Origin of the sequence: Longimonas sp. (assembly GCF_046498435.1) — a bacterium.
Lineage (GTDB): Bacteria > Bacteroidota > Rhodothermia > Rhodothermales > Salinibacteraceae > Longimonas.
This window is the reverse complement of record NZ_JAWOAR010000347.1, coordinates 1-12,579: the sequence shown is the minus strand read 5'-3', so window position 1 is coordinate 12,579 and position 12,579 is coordinate 1. Positions and strand designations below refer to the sequence as shown.

General features: G+C 60.9%; 15 protein-coding genes. 3 read left to right on the top strand and 12 right to left on the bottom strand.

The window, feature by feature from the left end; translation table 11 throughout:
* Positions 1-1,749, top strand: a 1,749-nt coding sequence (locus R6U20_RS13605; RefSeq protein WP_410338381.1) for a heavy metal translocating P-type ATPase, incomplete at its 5' end; no start/stop codon positions are given.
* A gap of 102 nt (positions 1,750-1,851) precedes the next feature.
* Complete coding sequence (gene lgt / locus R6U20_RS13600; protein ID WP_410338380.1) at positions 1,852-2,655, top strand: prolipoprotein diacylglyceryl transferase; 804 nt, start codon at positions 1,852-1,854, stop codon at positions 2,653-2,655.
* A 3-nt stretch (positions 2,656-2,658) separates the two neighbouring features.
* On the opposite strand, the gene R6U20_RS13595 is transcribed toward lgt, so the two are convergent.
* The 7 genes from R6U20_RS13595 to R6U20_RS13565 all read right to left on the bottom strand — a co-directional run bounded on the left by R6U20_RS13595 (position 2,659) and on the right by R6U20_RS13565 (position 8,436).
* On the bottom strand, positions 2,659-3,297 hold the full coding sequence (locus R6U20_RS13595; RefSeq protein WP_410338379.1) for a thymidine kinase: 639 nt from the start codon (positions 3,295-3,297) through the stop codon (positions 2,659-2,661).
* A gap of 210 nt (positions 3,298-3,507) precedes the next feature.
* The gene (locus R6U20_RS13590; protein WP_410338378.1) at positions 3,508-5,412 is read right to left on the bottom strand and encodes a BatD family protein; all 1,905 of its coding nucleotides are present in this window, start codon (positions 5,410-5,412) and stop codon (positions 3,508-3,510) included.
* A gap of 84 nt (positions 5,413-5,496) precedes the next feature.
* Positions 5,497-6,294 (bottom strand): hypothetical protein, encoded by a 798-nt coding sequence (locus tag R6U20_RS13585; RefSeq protein ID WP_410338377.1) that lies wholly within the window; start codon positions 6,292-6,294, stop codon positions 5,497-5,499.
* The gene (locus tag R6U20_RS13580; protein WP_410338376.1) at positions 6,291-6,689 is read right to left on the bottom strand and encodes a DUF423 domain-containing protein; all 399 of its coding nucleotides are present in this window, start codon (positions 6,687-6,689) and stop codon (positions 6,291-6,293) included. The genes R6U20_RS13585 and R6U20_RS13580 overlap by 4 nt, the downstream gene beginning before the upstream one ends.
* Before the next feature lie 117 nt (positions 6,690-6,806).
* A complete protein-coding gene (gene rsfS, locus R6U20_RS13575) occupies positions 6,807-7,301 on the bottom strand; it encodes a ribosome silencing factor (protein WP_410338375.1) in 495 nt (164 codons plus the stop codon).
* A 103-nt stretch (positions 7,302-7,404) separates the two neighbouring features.
* Positions 7,405-7,872 (bottom strand): LytR C-terminal domain-containing protein, encoded by a 468-nt coding sequence (locus tag R6U20_RS13570; protein ID WP_410338374.1) that lies wholly within the window; start codon positions 7,870-7,872, stop codon positions 7,405-7,407.
* A 33-nt stretch (positions 7,873-7,905) separates the two neighbouring features.
* A complete protein-coding gene (locus R6U20_RS13565) occupies positions 7,906-8,436 on the bottom strand; it encodes a hypothetical protein (protein WP_410338373.1) in 531 nt (176 codons plus the stop codon).
* A gap of 407 nt (positions 8,437-8,843) precedes the next feature.
* Between R6U20_RS13565 and R6U20_RS13560 the strand changes: the two genes are divergently transcribed.
* The gene (locus R6U20_RS13560) at positions 8,844-9,311 is read left to right on the top strand and encodes a hypothetical protein (RefSeq protein WP_410338372.1); all 468 of its coding nucleotides are present in this window, start codon (positions 8,844-8,846) and stop codon (positions 9,309-9,311) included.
* A gap of 15 nt (positions 9,312-9,326) precedes the next feature.
* On the opposite strand, the gene R6U20_RS13555 is transcribed toward R6U20_RS13560, so the two are convergent.
* The 5 genes from R6U20_RS13555 to R6U20_RS13535 all read right to left on the bottom strand — a co-directional run bounded on the left by R6U20_RS13555 (position 9,327) and on the right by R6U20_RS13535 (position 12,386).
* Positions 9,327-10,700 carry an NAD-dependent succinate-semialdehyde dehydrogenase gene (locus tag R6U20_RS13555; RefSeq protein WP_410338371.1) on the bottom strand — a complete coding sequence of 458 codons (1,374 nt, stop codon included), beginning with the start codon at positions 10,698-10,700 and terminating at the stop codon, positions 9,327-9,329.
* A 182-nt stretch (positions 10,701-10,882) separates the two neighbouring features.
* Positions 10,883-11,329 carry a type II toxin-antitoxin system VapC family toxin gene (locus tag R6U20_RS13550; protein WP_410338370.1) on the bottom strand — a complete coding sequence of 149 codons (447 nt, stop codon included), beginning with the start codon at positions 11,327-11,329 and terminating at the stop codon, positions 10,883-10,885.
* On the bottom strand, positions 11,316-11,678 hold the full coding sequence (locus R6U20_RS13545) for a hypothetical protein (RefSeq protein ID WP_410338369.1): 363 nt from the start codon (positions 11,676-11,678) through the stop codon (positions 11,316-11,318). The genes R6U20_RS13550 and R6U20_RS13545 overlap by 14 nt, the downstream gene beginning before the upstream one ends.
* An 8-nt stretch (positions 11,679-11,686) precedes the next feature.
* On the bottom strand, positions 11,687-12,142 hold the full coding sequence (locus tag R6U20_RS13540) for a DinB family protein (protein ID WP_410338368.1): 456 nt from the start codon (positions 12,140-12,142) through the stop codon (positions 11,687-11,689).
* Between the two features lie 37 nt (positions 12,143-12,179).
* Positions 12,180-12,386: an FmdB family zinc ribbon protein gene (locus R6U20_RS13535; RefSeq protein ID WP_410338367.1), complete on the bottom strand. Its 207-nt coding sequence runs from the start codon at positions 12,384-12,386 to the stop codon at positions 12,180-12,182.
* Between the last annotated feature and the right edge of the window lie 193 nt (positions 12,387-12,579).

Genomic DNA, 12,579 nt, shown 5'->3' with positions numbered 1-12,579 from the left:
CGTCAGCCGGGCATGATGACGCTCATCTCGCTGGCCATTACCGTGGCGTACGGGTACAGCCTGGCCGTTACAGCCGGATTCCCTGGCATGGCGCTGTACTGGGAGCTGGCCACGCTCATCGTCATCATGCTGCTGGGGCACTGGGTCGAGATGGCCTCGGTGCAGGGCGCCGGTAAGGCGCTGGAGCATCTGGCCGAACTGGTGCCCAACACCGCCCGCCGCCTGACAGGCAATGGCGAGACCGAGGAGGTGCCTGTTCATGAACTCAGCGAAGGCGACCGCATCCTCGTCCGCCCCGGCGATCAGGTTCCTGCCGACGGCGACGTGGTCAATGGTGCGTCGAGCGTGAACGAGGCGTTCCTGACAGGCGAGTCGAAACCGGTGCCGAAGGAAAAGGTCGACGAGGTCGTGGCAGGCGGCGTGAACGGCGAAGGCGCGCTTACGGTCGAGGTCAAGCGCACCGGCGGCGATACCACGCTCAGTCAGGTGCAGCGGCTGGTAGAGGAAGCGCAAGCGTCGCGCAGCCGGTTCCAGAACCTGGCCGACCGCGCGGCTTTCTGGCTCACTCTCGTTGCTGTAGGCGCAGGCATGGCCACCTTTGCCACGTGGTGGGCCATCGGGTACGAGCTCAACTTTGCGATTGTGCGCACCGTGACGGTGCTCGTCATGGCGTGCCCACATGCGTTGGGACTCGCGATTCCACTTGTGGTCGTCAACGCCACCTCGATGTCTGCCAAGAACGGCATTCTCGTGCGGAACCGCGAGGCCTTCGAGCGGGCGCGCGCCATCGACGTGGTGTGCTTCGACAAAACCGGCACGCTCACGAAGGGCGAGCACGTGGTGCAGTCTGTGCACGCGAACGGACTCGGCGAAGACGAGGCGCTCAAACTGGCTGCGGCGCTGGAGAACCGGTCCGAGCATCACCTCGCCGAAGCGATTGTCACGGCGGCACGCGAGCACAATGTGGACGTGCCTGCTGTCGACAACTTCGAGGTCACCGCGGGCAAGGGGGTAACCGGACGGGTTCAGGACCGGACCTACCGGATCGGCCAACTGGAGTGGCGCAAGGCATTCGACATAGATTTTCCGGATGCGCTTCAGTCGTCCTACGACGCTGCGAACGAGCGGGGCGAAAGCGTCGTCGCGCTCATGGACGAACACGAGGTCCTGGCACTCATCGCGCTGGCCGACCAGGTGCGTCCGAGTGCAAAAGCTGCGGTGGATGCGCTCCGCGAGATGGGCGTCGAATCCGTCATGATTACAGGCGATGCGAAGGCGGTGGCCCAGACGGTGGCCGCTGAGCTGGGTATCGAGCAGTACCACGCCCGCGTGCTGCCTGGCGACAAATCCGATATCGTACAAGGGTTGCAGGAAAACGGGCAGCAGGTGGCCTTTGTGGGCGATGGCATCAACGACGCTCCGGCGCTTGCACAGGCAAATCTGGGCATTGCAATTGGCGCGGGAACGAACGTGGCGATCGAGTCGGCGGATCTTGTGCTCGTTGAGGACGATCCGCAAGATGTGACGCGCGTGCTGCGGCTCTCGGGGCTTACCTATCGCAAGATGATCCAGAATCTGTTCTGGGCTACGGGCTACAACGCCATCGCATTGCCTCTGGCCGCGGGGGTCGCCTTTCCGCTTGGGATCCTCCTGTCTCCAGCGGTGGGAGCCGTTCTGATGAGTGCCTCCACCGTCATCGTTGCCATCAATGCCATGTTGATGCGGCGGTACGATCTGGATTCCGCTTAACCCGAAGCCGATCCAGCAGAATATGAACTATGTTCAGGAACGCGTAGGTCTCGTGTTTCCGTTCGGGACACCGCCGCTATTGTTGAACTGACATACTGCACTATGCCACCCCTTCTTCACATCGAATGGAACGTGGATCCCGTGCTGTTCGATCTGGGACCTGTTCAGGTGCACTGGTATGGCCTGCTCTTTACCACAGGTTTTTTCCTGGGCTACCTCATCGTGCAGCGTATGTTTGTGTGGGAGGATAAGCCGCTGCGCGATCTGGAGCCTCTTTTTTTCTACGTGATTGGCGGCGCGGTCATTGGGGCGCGGCTCGGGCACATCGTGTTCTACAACCTGACGTACTACGTGCTCAACCCCATCGAAATCTTCTACGTCCACCAGGGCGGACTCGCCAGCCATGGTGGGGGCATCGGCATTATCATCGCGCTGTACCTGTACGCACGCTCGCGTCGCGATCAGCCGTTCCTGTGGATCACCGACCGGGTAGTGGTGCCCACTATCCTCGCAGGCATGTTCATTCGCATCGGCAACGTGTTCAACTCGGAGCTCTACGGGCTGCCTGCCGATGTGCCGTGGGCATTTGTCTTTGAGCAGGTGGATGCGGTGCCCCGTCACCCCGTACAGTTGTATGAGGCGCTGGCCTACGGGCTGATCTTTGTTACGCTCTTTCTCGTCTACCGGCTGTATGTACTCAAACGGGCTCAACAGGGGGAGGCGCAGCATGGCCTCCTATCGGGGCTTTTTCTCGTCCTCGTATTCACCGCCCGCTTCGGATTGGAGTTCTTCAAAGCGCCGGTATCCGACCTGGTGGAGGTCCTTCCCATCGACATGGGGCAGCTCTTGAGCCTTCCTGCCGTGCTGTTGGGGCTGTGGCTGCTGTGGCGGGTGAAGGGGCGCTGAGCGCTACTCCCCACCCTCGGGCGAGGCCGACGACGTGACCGGGGCAGCAGAACTGGGGGCGGTAGATTCGGGCACATCGCCCGGCTGAAAGCAGTCGCGGCAGCGCGGCTCGTAGGCTTCGGTGGCTCCTAAGAGCACGCGGTCGTTGCCCGGCACAATGCGCTGTGAGTGGTTCGCGGGCGCGCCGCACTGCACACAGATGGCGTGCAGCTTGGTGACGTGCTCGGCAATCGCCATAAGCTGCGGAATGGGCTCAAAAGGCTGGCCTTTGTAGTCCTGGTCGAGCCCGGCTACCACCACGCGCATCCCGCGTGCTGCCAGCGTCTGGCAGGCCTCGACCAGGTCGTTGCCGAAGAACTGAGCTTCGTCAATGCCAACGACATCGGCCCCATCAGCCTGGCGGATCATCGAAGCGGCAGACTCCACCGGCACCGTGGGCAGCGCCGTTTCGTCGTGCGAGACCACTTCGTCATCGCTGTAGCGCGTGTCGAGGGCCGGCTTGAACGCAATGGTTTCTTGCCGAGCGATGCGCGCACGTCGCAGCCGACGAATCAGTTCTTCGGTTTTGCCACTGAACATGGACCCGCACACGACTTCGATCCATCCAGCATTGCGCGTACGATCTACGATATGAGGTTCCATGAAACGCAGTCCTCCTTCAATCAAATGGGTGAGTGCAATGCGGCGCTTCCAACACCGTCCGCCTTATAGGGTAGGATGTGGCCAAGGCAGATGCCATGCTCAATCGTCACATTCCGACGAAAAGTGCACCCGACAAATGCATCCCACCAAACCATGATGCGGAACCGTCCTGTCACACGATTCACTACCAACGGTTTGCCAACCAGCTTTTTAAATGCTGGCTTCTTTAGAAGGCGAGGGAAGTGCTGCATCCAGATGCAAGATTAATGTGTGTGCAGCATCGAGAGCAGCCAGTTGCGAGTCGTGCGAGGGTGTAGACGGACTAAACCGGGCCTGGTCGCAGGCACGCAGCAGTTCTTGGGTCGTTTCGCGCACCGGGCGGTCAATTCCCCGTGCCTCGAGCACCTGAAATAGCTCGCGGCGCGCCAATCCGTTTGGCGAGCGGTTCAGGCGTGTTGCCACAACACCCACGACGGCTCGCTCCAGCGCCCGGTAGAAATCGGCGGATGCGCCCGTGCGGAGGGCATGGTGGGCAGTGTCAAGATGCATCTGGGCCTTGCGCATTGCAGGCGTGGCCGCGCGGTCATTGTCGGCAGTTTGGGGACTGGACGCTGCGGCCCGATCGGAAGTACCATCTGTCGATGTCGTGTCAGCATCAGACGAACGGCGCACGCCGGCTACCAACGCGGCCCCCCACTGCTGGTATGCCCACACCCCCACGATGCCCAGGCCGAGTCCACCGCCAAGAAGGAGCGCCAATCCGCCCCAGGCGCCCCAGTCCGACGATGGCTCGGCCTCGTCGGCAGAGGATACCGTTTCGCGACTGGCCTCGGGGGGACCGGTATCATCGGTGCGGGGCACCACGCGGACCGATGCGTCCTCTGTCTCATGCGTCACAAACGATTCCGTGTCGGGATCGAAATGACTCCACGTGAGCGCGGGAATCGTAATGTCTTCGGCCGCGCGCGGCACAATCGTGTACGTGAACGTGCGTGTGCCATGCAGGCGCGAGGCGGTGCGGTCGAAGTCAGTGTCTACGCGGGGTGCAAACACATCCACATGATCGGAAAGGTCGAGCGCAGGCGGCTCAATCGCATACAGGTTGCCCGTGCCCCCCACTGTTATCGACATCATAAGCGCCTCGCCCACCTCAACCTGATCGGGGATGTTGCTGCGGTGCCACCTGAACGTGCCCACTGCTCCGTCAAACGACGGGGGGGCTGTGTCGTCGGGCACGGGCTCCGCCGTCACCGACACAGGCCCCGACGACAGCAGGACGTCTTCAAAGGTGCGTTGCATCGGCATAATCTGGTCTGATGACGCCATTCCAAGCCCCGGGGTGGCTTCGGTCTGTACGCGCAGTGGATTGATCTGAAGCGAGCCCGTGCGAGTTGGAAAAGTGGCGACCCGTTTAATCACGATGTACCGATACGCGGCCTCGGGGTCGTCGGGACGAGGCGGCTCTTCCACTTCCAGTTCTTCGCGCCAAAAGCCGGGGGCTTCCCACGCCTCGGCCAGGCGGCTTTGCCGGAGCCGAATGCCAGGCCGAAAGTACAGCCGATATTCCACACTCACCTGTTCGCCCACGAAAGCCGTTGTTTCGGTGGGGGTCACGTCGATAAACAGGTCATCCTCGCTGATGAGCGACTCGGCATCGGGGGGCGCGGCCGTGTCGGACCGTGCGTGCGGGGCCCCCGAGGGGGGCGGCCCCGTGCGTTCCGATTGCGGCACCACCTCCACCTCAATGGGGCTGGTGGTCACCGTTTGCCCGCCAATGCGCACCGACACCGGCTCCAGCGTGGCTGCGCCAAACCGCATGGGACGATACCGCCACGAAAAGGTGACTACACGCTCCGTCTGCCCATTTTGTGAGGTGCCGTATTGCTCGGTAGCTGGGGTTGCATCTACCAGCACCAGATTTGAGGTTGCGGGCGGATCGGGCGTGTTGATGTCTTCGAGGGCGGCTCCCTGAACGCGTAGAGAATACGTGAGGCGATCCTCCGATCCAATGGTGTAGGCATCCACCTCTGCATCCACCTGTACCGACTGCCCTGCACTCGGCATTGTGGCCACAACGGCAAAAAACACAGCAAGCAGCACAGAGCGTGCAGGCATGGCAGTGCAGCATGATGAGCAAAACGAAATGCGCCAGCAGACGCTACAGTCTATACGACAGGCACACGATGGGGTTACACGCCACTACCAGTCGCGCCCCGACGTGCGTGCGGTCTCGAAGGTCTGCATCGCGTGCATAAGCGGCTGATCTTGGGCCGCCACCAGCTGGAGCAGTTGCTCGGCTTGCTCGCGGGTCAGGGACGATTCGGGCAGGGGGGATTCGGAAGGGGATGCCGACGATTCGGGCAGATCTTGGGCATCCATCGGCGTCCCATCTGCGTGCGGCGGCATTTCGTTGGAGGTAGAGGCGTCCGATGAATCCGACGGATTCGGAGCGGGCGTAGAGGGCTCCGCGCTCCCGGCCCCCGCGTCGCCTGCATCGGCATCGCCTGAATCGGTGTCGGACGGTGGGTCGTCCGGCGGTGTGTCTGCCTCATTTGGCGCGTCGGCGGACGGGTCATCCGGCGCATCAGACTCTGATTCTGGATCTTCGTTGCCCGGTGCCTCGCCCGATTCACCGTCGCCTTCGTTGGAGCTATTGCCTTCGGTACCGCCCTCGGCCTCGTTTGGGTCAGGCGGCAGAGACTCGATCTGTTCACGCAGGGCCTGCAGTTTCGCGTGGTCGGGATTCACCTCCAGCCCCGCTTCAACGGTTGCACGGGCCTCAGCCATGTCGTTGGCCAGGTAGTGCTGAGCAGCCCGATGAAAATAGGTCGTGCCCGCATCAGCATCATCACCCGACGAGCCGTTTGCAGATTGGGCATAGGAAGCAGGTCCGAGCGCTATCCCGACCAGGCTGACCATCAGCCCGATGCCGAGTAAGCACAGCACCCATCCATGCAGAGAGCGGCCCATGTCAAGATAGAAAGCAATGATTTTCATGGACTTACGAGATCGGGGGGAGACCACGAAAATATAGCCCATGCCAGCAGACCCCACCCCACAATGAATGCCACACCCCCGATAGGAGCTACAGCACCAAGCACCGGGGTGTCTGTAAGCACGAGCAGATACAGGCTGCCCGAAAAGAAGAAAGTGCCCACAAGGAAGCTGGCTCCTGCCCAAAATACCGGACCAGACGGCGCCCCCGCAGCCAGCAGTCCCCCAGCAGCCAGTAGCGCCAAGGCGTGGTACATCTGATACTGCACGCCTGTATTAAACGTGTCGACCCGGTCGGGCGTGACGCGCGATTCAAGGCCATGCGCTCCAAACGCACCCAGCGCCACCGCGAGTCCAGCCAGGAGTGCACCGAGTCCGAGAAAGAGGCGAACAGTCATGCAGCGTTTAGGGCTTGGTGGGTATGCAACTCGCAGGTCGAAACAGAGGGATGCGAACGGGGAGCCTACAACGACCACGGGCGGATGGCCCCCTCAAATGGAGTTCGCAAGATTCGGTTAAGCAGGATCTGTGGCGCCCGTTTCGGCAGCATCCGTTTGGGTGCCCTGGAGCAACGATTGCAGCAGAGCAACATCTGAGGCGTCGCCTTCTTCCGGAACGTCGGCGCGCTCTGCATCCCCCCAGAGGCGCTCAATGTTGTAGTGGGCGCGCTTCTCTTTGTTGAGGATATGCACGACAACGTCCACATAATCGAGCACGACCCATTCCAGCGCTTCGGTGCCTTCGCGTTGCCAGGGGCGCTCGTCGCACGTCTGCTTGATGTGGTCAATCACCTCGTTCGCAATGGCCCGGATTTGCACATCGGAGCCCCCTGTGCTGATCACAAAGAAGTCAGCCATGGCCGCAATGGAGCGCAGGTCAAGCACAACGATATCAGTGGCTTGCTTCTCGGCCATTGCATCAACAGCGTGTGCTGCGATCAGGTAGCCGGGATTACGCGGGGGGCGCCGGGTGGGCGCTTCGGTGGAAGCAGACGTTTCGGAGGTAGCCATGCAAGCGAAAAAACAATAGGAATGGAAAAGGCGAAGCTCTTTGGGGGATGCAGGGAGCACGTTGCTACGAAGCAGTGCTGCGCAGCTCCTAAGCGCAGTGTCCTTACTCGGTCTCCTGAAACGGCGTCAGGCGGGCGTAGTCGTGCCCAATGAGCACGGACGCATCGAGGTATAGGTCGGGCTGGATGTCTTGATGTATGTGCTCTTCTTCGACACCGAGGGCCTGGGCTACGCGCCGGGCCGATTCAGCATCGCCAATGCGATCGATGACCTGGGTATGCTCAACGTCGAAGGCATCGTGGTTGCCGACGTCAACGACATCGAACCCCTCGTCGCGTAGATAGGTCATGACGGTGGCGGCGAGCCCATCGGCGCCGGCGGCGTTTCGTACTTCCACCTGAATGACCGTGCCCACCAGTTCGTTTGAGGAGGCTGCGCGGTCGGGGTTGGTGTTGGGGGTGCCGCCGGGCTGTGCTACCAGGCCATACACAAGCGCCGCGCACATCAGGCCCAAAAACGCCAGTCCTACGTTCAGCGCCACATCTTTAGCGCGCGTCGACGTCCAACTCATGCGGGTCTCGTTGAACCAAGTGAAAGCGCGGTGTTAGTTGCGCCAGAAGAGGTTGTTGCTGCTCGTGCGCGGCATCATACCCATGCCAGCGCGATGACCGTACGAGTTGCCATAGGGGCTCATGTAGGGACCGTGTGGGCTCTGACGCATCTGGAAGCGAAACTCCATGTTTTCGGAGGGGCGATACGCCACCTCGGCATTGCGCAGGAAGACGCGTGCGTCTTGGTCGTTGTTGAAAGCGCTGTTGCCGCCAAACGGGGAATGCGACAAGCTCACGTCAACACGGGCTGCCCACTGCTCATTAAACTGCCACATCATGGAGTTGGTGTACATGCCCAGCGATGACGTATTGCCGCCAAAGCTCGACATTGACATTTCATACGCGTGCGACATGCGGAAGTGATCGTCGCTAAACAGCGTGTTGAGCAGGTTGCCCGCCGTAGAGCTTTCGTCGTAGAGCGCGGCAGGAGCCGGTGCGTTCGACGTGTCGCGCAACTGCGCCTGGGCAGGCTGCATCACGCTAAGCATGAGCACTAAGCAAAGCAAGGAAAAGAATGCGCGCATAAGCGGGTCACCTCAAGATTCCAGAACGTAACAGGGGGAGCATTGCAGTAGACGATGCTGCACAAGTGCGATACCTACATTTCTTCTTTTTGTTCGTTGCAATCACTGGTTTTCGAGCCGATACGCCGATGTGAGGTTGTACGATGAATCCCAGGACCTGGCACCGCCGGTGCCAACAGTGGTCGGCACAAGCTATGCAGCTATGGAAGATCCCCGACGAATAGCAAGCCATGTACGGTATCATGCAACGCTTGATGGCCTGTTGCACACATGTTGACACATATGGAAAAACATTCGGGACATGTGGACAAGCACCGGATCGATGTAGCGGCTATGTTGCTTATCCTACAGAGGCTATGCATCGCCTCGTGAACCCGTAGCTCTTTCCATTGACCTGCTTTGTCATAATGACGACTGTTGAAGAGCACCTTATTGCCAAGGCTCCGCCCGAACAAGCCCGCCGCTGGAGACGCCTGATTCCCGATGCGTTGCACCCCATCACGCATCCTGGCGTACACCAGGTGCTGGAAAATGTCATGGCGTTAGATGCGGCATTGATGCCGGCTCTATGGAAAGAGCTTACCAGCGCCCGCTCGGTGCACGAGTTGCGTAGACAGTACCGCGCCTTGGTCGATTTTTACACAGTGGCACCTGCTTCCAATCGTTCGGTGCCACGGGCTGTGGATAAGGTGGATACACTGCTTCATTTTTTGCAGCAGCATGCAGCCCCCCTACCCGACAGCGAGGTCTCCCTGCCTACGTTGCATGAGCGCTGCCAGTGGATGTGGATCGCCAGCACCCTACACGCCGCCTTTACGCACCCGATGCTTTCGGAGCTGGGCCGCCTGCGTCAGGGCAAGCCGCCCCGCAACTGACGGCCTCGACCTCGACTATGCGACCCAAACGGTCTTCACGTTTACAAATTCGCGGATGCCGTGCGCGCCCAGTTCGCGTCCGTACCCGCTGTCTTTGATGCCCCCAAACGGCAGCCGTGGATCGCTCTTCACCATGCTGTTCACGAAGGCACAGCCCACCTCCAGTTGCTGCGCGACCTGCTCGCCGCGCTCTACGTCTTGCGTGAAGACCGCACCGCCCAGCCCAAACCGGGTGTCGTTGGCCAGATCGACGGCATCATCGGCATCTGCTGCTATGACGATCGACGCCACAGGACCAAAGATCTCTTCGACGAAGGCCACGCTACCCGGCACTACATCGGTAAGCACAGTGGGTGGCATGTAAAAGCCCTCGGCATGGGCAGGCACCGCCGCTTCGGCGGCGATGGTGGCTCCTTCATTCACTGCGCGGTCGACCTGGCGGCGGACCGTGTCGCGTAGATCGGCGCGCGCCATTGGGCCGATGTCGGTGGCCGGGTCGGTCGGGTCGCCTACGGTGAGTGCCTCAACGGCCTCCGCGACGCGCTCGGTGAACGCATCTGCAATAGAGGCTTCCACGATGAACCGTTTCGCCGCGATGCAGCTCTGCCCGTTGTTCTGCATGCGCGCCTGCACCGCTGTTTCCACTGCGGCATCCAGATCCGCATCCGCCAAAACAATGAAGGGGTCGGAGCCGCCCAGTTCGAGCACGGTGGGCTTAACCTGTGCGGCGGCTTGCTGTGCCACCGCCTTGCCTGCCCCTACGCTGCCGGTGAGCGTAACCGCCTGCACACGCCGATCGGCGATGCACGAACTTACGGTGTCCTCGTCGATGCGAAGCGTCTGCACCTCACCGCTGTCGAATCCAGCCTCTACGCAGAGTTGCTCGATGGCTTCGGCACAGCCCATCGTGTTGGGGGCGTGTTTCAAGAGCATGGTGTTGCCTGCCATGAGCGCCGGCGCACCGAACCGGAACGCCTGCCAGAACGGGTAATTCCACGGCATAATCGCCAGCACCGTCCCCAGCGGCTCGTAGCGCACGTACGAGCGCTGCGCATCGGTCTCCACCGTCTTGTGCGATAGGATGTCGGCGCCGTGCTCGGCATAGTGCCGGCAGACCCACGCGCACTTCTCAGCCTCGCCTTTGGCCTGACTAAGCGGCTTGCCCATCTCACGCGTCATGAGCGCGCCCCACTCGTCCGATCGCGATTCCAACGCATCGGCCAGGGCGTGCAGCCGCACCGCACGCTCCTCGAACGGACGCGACTTCTGGATGAGCACGGCCTCATGCGCCCGCTGCAGACGCGCATCCACTTCGGCGTCGGTGTGCGCGTCGTACGTGCGAATCGGCGTATTCGTGGCGGGGTTGATCGATGTGAAGGAGGTGGGCATAGCAAAAGCAGGTTGAATTCGGGTGGATACGAACGCGTGTGCTCGAACGAACGCGTTTTGGGGGGAGATCCGTGGGGTGTGGGTCCTTGCATGAAGCTGCCTTCTCAAGAACGTAGGGACACGGCGCGCCATGTCCCTACATAATCGTGTATGGCCCCCCAAAATGTGTAGGGGGTCTGCTCTTACGGGCGCGGCCCCAGCCGCATGCTACACGCCAGGAATGAGTACATTGAGCGGCTCCCGTCTACGCTGCGATACACCTGAAAGTCCGAATCGATCGTAAAGATTGTGGGGACTGCCTGACGCTCCGCCATTTGCACAAGACAGGCATCGGCGAAGGACATGGGTTGGTCGGCGTAGGCGTTCATGATCTCGTGTATGTGCTCTGCATGGTTTGCGTAGGAAAAGGGCACAGCTACGGCACCGCGTTCGAGGAAACGAATGAGCTGCTGGGTTCCTCCAGGCACATGCTCAAGCAGGTGAAACGCCTCCGAGAGCACGGCCTCACACGCGTAGAGGGGTGTAGTGAGGTGAGCCATCTGCGTTTTGGTCCAGGCATGGTGCTGATCCCGCCGGTCAAAGAAGGCTATAAGCGGCCCGGCGTCAATGAGCACGTCAGTCTTTGCCATAATCCTCCATGTATTTCGGATTGGTCGAGAGATCCCTGGGTCCTTCCACAGAACCGCATAGGTCCTGCGCAAGCTCTAACACCGAACCTGGCTGCGGCTCGATGGCGCCTGCTTCCTCATCCGTTGCTGTGGCAAGTTCGTGCTCAACGGCAGCCAGCACGGCCTCCTTCTGCGTGCTGCCCTTGCGCTCAGCCAGGCGCTTGATCTTGGCCTTCTGCGCGGGCGTCAGGCGCATGTTGAACGATTCTGTTGCTTGCTGTGACATGATTGGGCGCATCCGGAATGACAAAAAATGCATGTTGATTTTATATTCACACGCCGGTCTTGTTGCAGCAGGTGCAAGCCACATCTACGGCATCACGCCGCCCCGTACTTCAGCGTCAGATGCGCCTGCCCGGCGTGGTAGGACGTGTGGGTGATGATGCGTGCGAGTGCCTCTTGCAAAGGCAGCGTGCCGAAATCAGCCGTCACCTCACGGGTCCAGGCGTCGTCATCTTGCGCAGCGATTGCCGCGTGGAGTTCGCGTCCACTGCGATCGAGCAGCGCGCGCAGATCCTGTGCAGAGCCAAACTGCTCGCGCTTCCCGGCATTCGGACCAATCGTGTGAGCTTTTACATCGATCTCGTGCTCAAAGATATTTTTGGCAAAGAGCAGCTCTACTTCTCCGATGTGCTGAAGCATCCACGCGAGCGTGTTGGAATCGTCGTGGAGGCGCCTGGACAGGTCGTCATCGTCGACGTCATCGAGCCATGTGGTGAGGCGCGTGCGCCCCTGCGTGTACATGGCCACGTATCGTTCGGTAAGCGAATCCATATGAGTTACCGTGAGGATTGAGGAGAGGGGGAGCGGGTCAGCAGCATCCACCGCCGGGTGTGCAGCGCGGCGCGCCATCGCCGGAGGACCCGCTGGAGATCATAATGTCTCCAATGCGGCGTTTCACCTCGTCTGAACCGCACTTCGGGCATGTGGCATCAAGCCCGTCGTCGTACTCAGCCACGGTGGCTTTCAGTGCAAAGTCGTGCTCGCAGTTCGTGCAGCGGTACTGGTAAGTTGGCATGTGTGTGTGGGGTTGTGTCAGGTGATTCGAATGGTGCGTTTTTCAACTGGAGATATCTCGTATTCCCGGCATACTTGATGGTGCGCTTCAACAAAAACCCGATGCCGAGAGATACCCGAACACGTAGGGACACAGTGCGCCGTGTCCCTACGTGATTCGTATACCGCAGCGGTTCGAGCAGGTCACGCATGCG

Bases quoted from the DNA above. Each gene is read 5' to 3' on its own strand.
- lgt (WP_410338380.1), top strand. From the start codon at position 1,852: ATGCCACCCCTTCTTCACATCGAATGGAACGTGGATCCCGTGCTGTTC.
- R6U20_RS13595 (WP_410338379.1), bottom strand. From the start codon at position 3,297: ATGGAACCTCATATCGTAGATCGTACGCGCAATGCTGGATGGATCGAA.
- R6U20_RS13590 (WP_410338378.1), bottom strand. From the start codon at position 5,412: ATGCCTGCACGCTCTGTGCTGCTTGCTGTGTTTTTTGCCGTTGTGGCC.
- R6U20_RS13585 (WP_410338377.1), bottom strand. From the start codon at position 6,294: ATGAAAATCATTGCTTTCTATCTTGACATGGGCCGCTCTCTGCATGGA.
- R6U20_RS13580 (WP_410338376.1), bottom strand. From the start codon at position 6,689: ATGACTGTTCGCCTCTTTCTCGGACTCGGTGCACTCCTGGCTGGACTC.
- rsfS (WP_410338375.1), bottom strand. From the start codon at position 7,301: ATGGCTACCTCCGAAACGTCTGCTTCCACCGAAGCGCCCACCCGGCGC.
- R6U20_RS13570 (WP_410338374.1), bottom strand. From the start codon at position 7,872: ATGAGTTGGACGTCGACGCGCGCTAAAGATGTGGCGCTGAACGTAGGA.
- R6U20_RS13565 (WP_410338373.1), bottom strand. From the start codon at position 8,436: ATGCGCGCATTCTTTTCCTTGCTTTGCTTAGTGCTCATGCTTAGCGTG.
- R6U20_RS13560 (WP_410338372.1), top strand. From the start codon at position 8,844: ATGACGACTGTTGAAGAGCACCTTATTGCCAAGGCTCCGCCCGAACAA.
- R6U20_RS13555 (WP_410338371.1), bottom strand. From the start codon at position 10,700: ATGCCCACCTCCTTCACATCGATCAACCCCGCCACGAATACGCCGATT.
- R6U20_RS13550 (WP_410338370.1), bottom strand. From the start codon at position 11,329: ATGGCAAAGACTGACGTGCTCATTGACGCCGGGCCGCTTATAGCCTTC.
- R6U20_RS13545 (WP_410338369.1), bottom strand. From the start codon at position 11,678: ATGTGGCTTGCACCTGCTGCAACAAGACCGGCGTGTGAATATAAAATC.
- R6U20_RS13540 (WP_410338368.1), bottom strand. From the start codon at position 12,142: ATGGATTCGCTTACCGAACGATACGTGGCCATGTACACGCAGGGGCGC.
- R6U20_RS13535 (WP_410338367.1), bottom strand. From the start codon at position 12,386: ATGCCAACTTACCAGTACCGCTGCACGAACTGCGAGCACGACTTTGCA.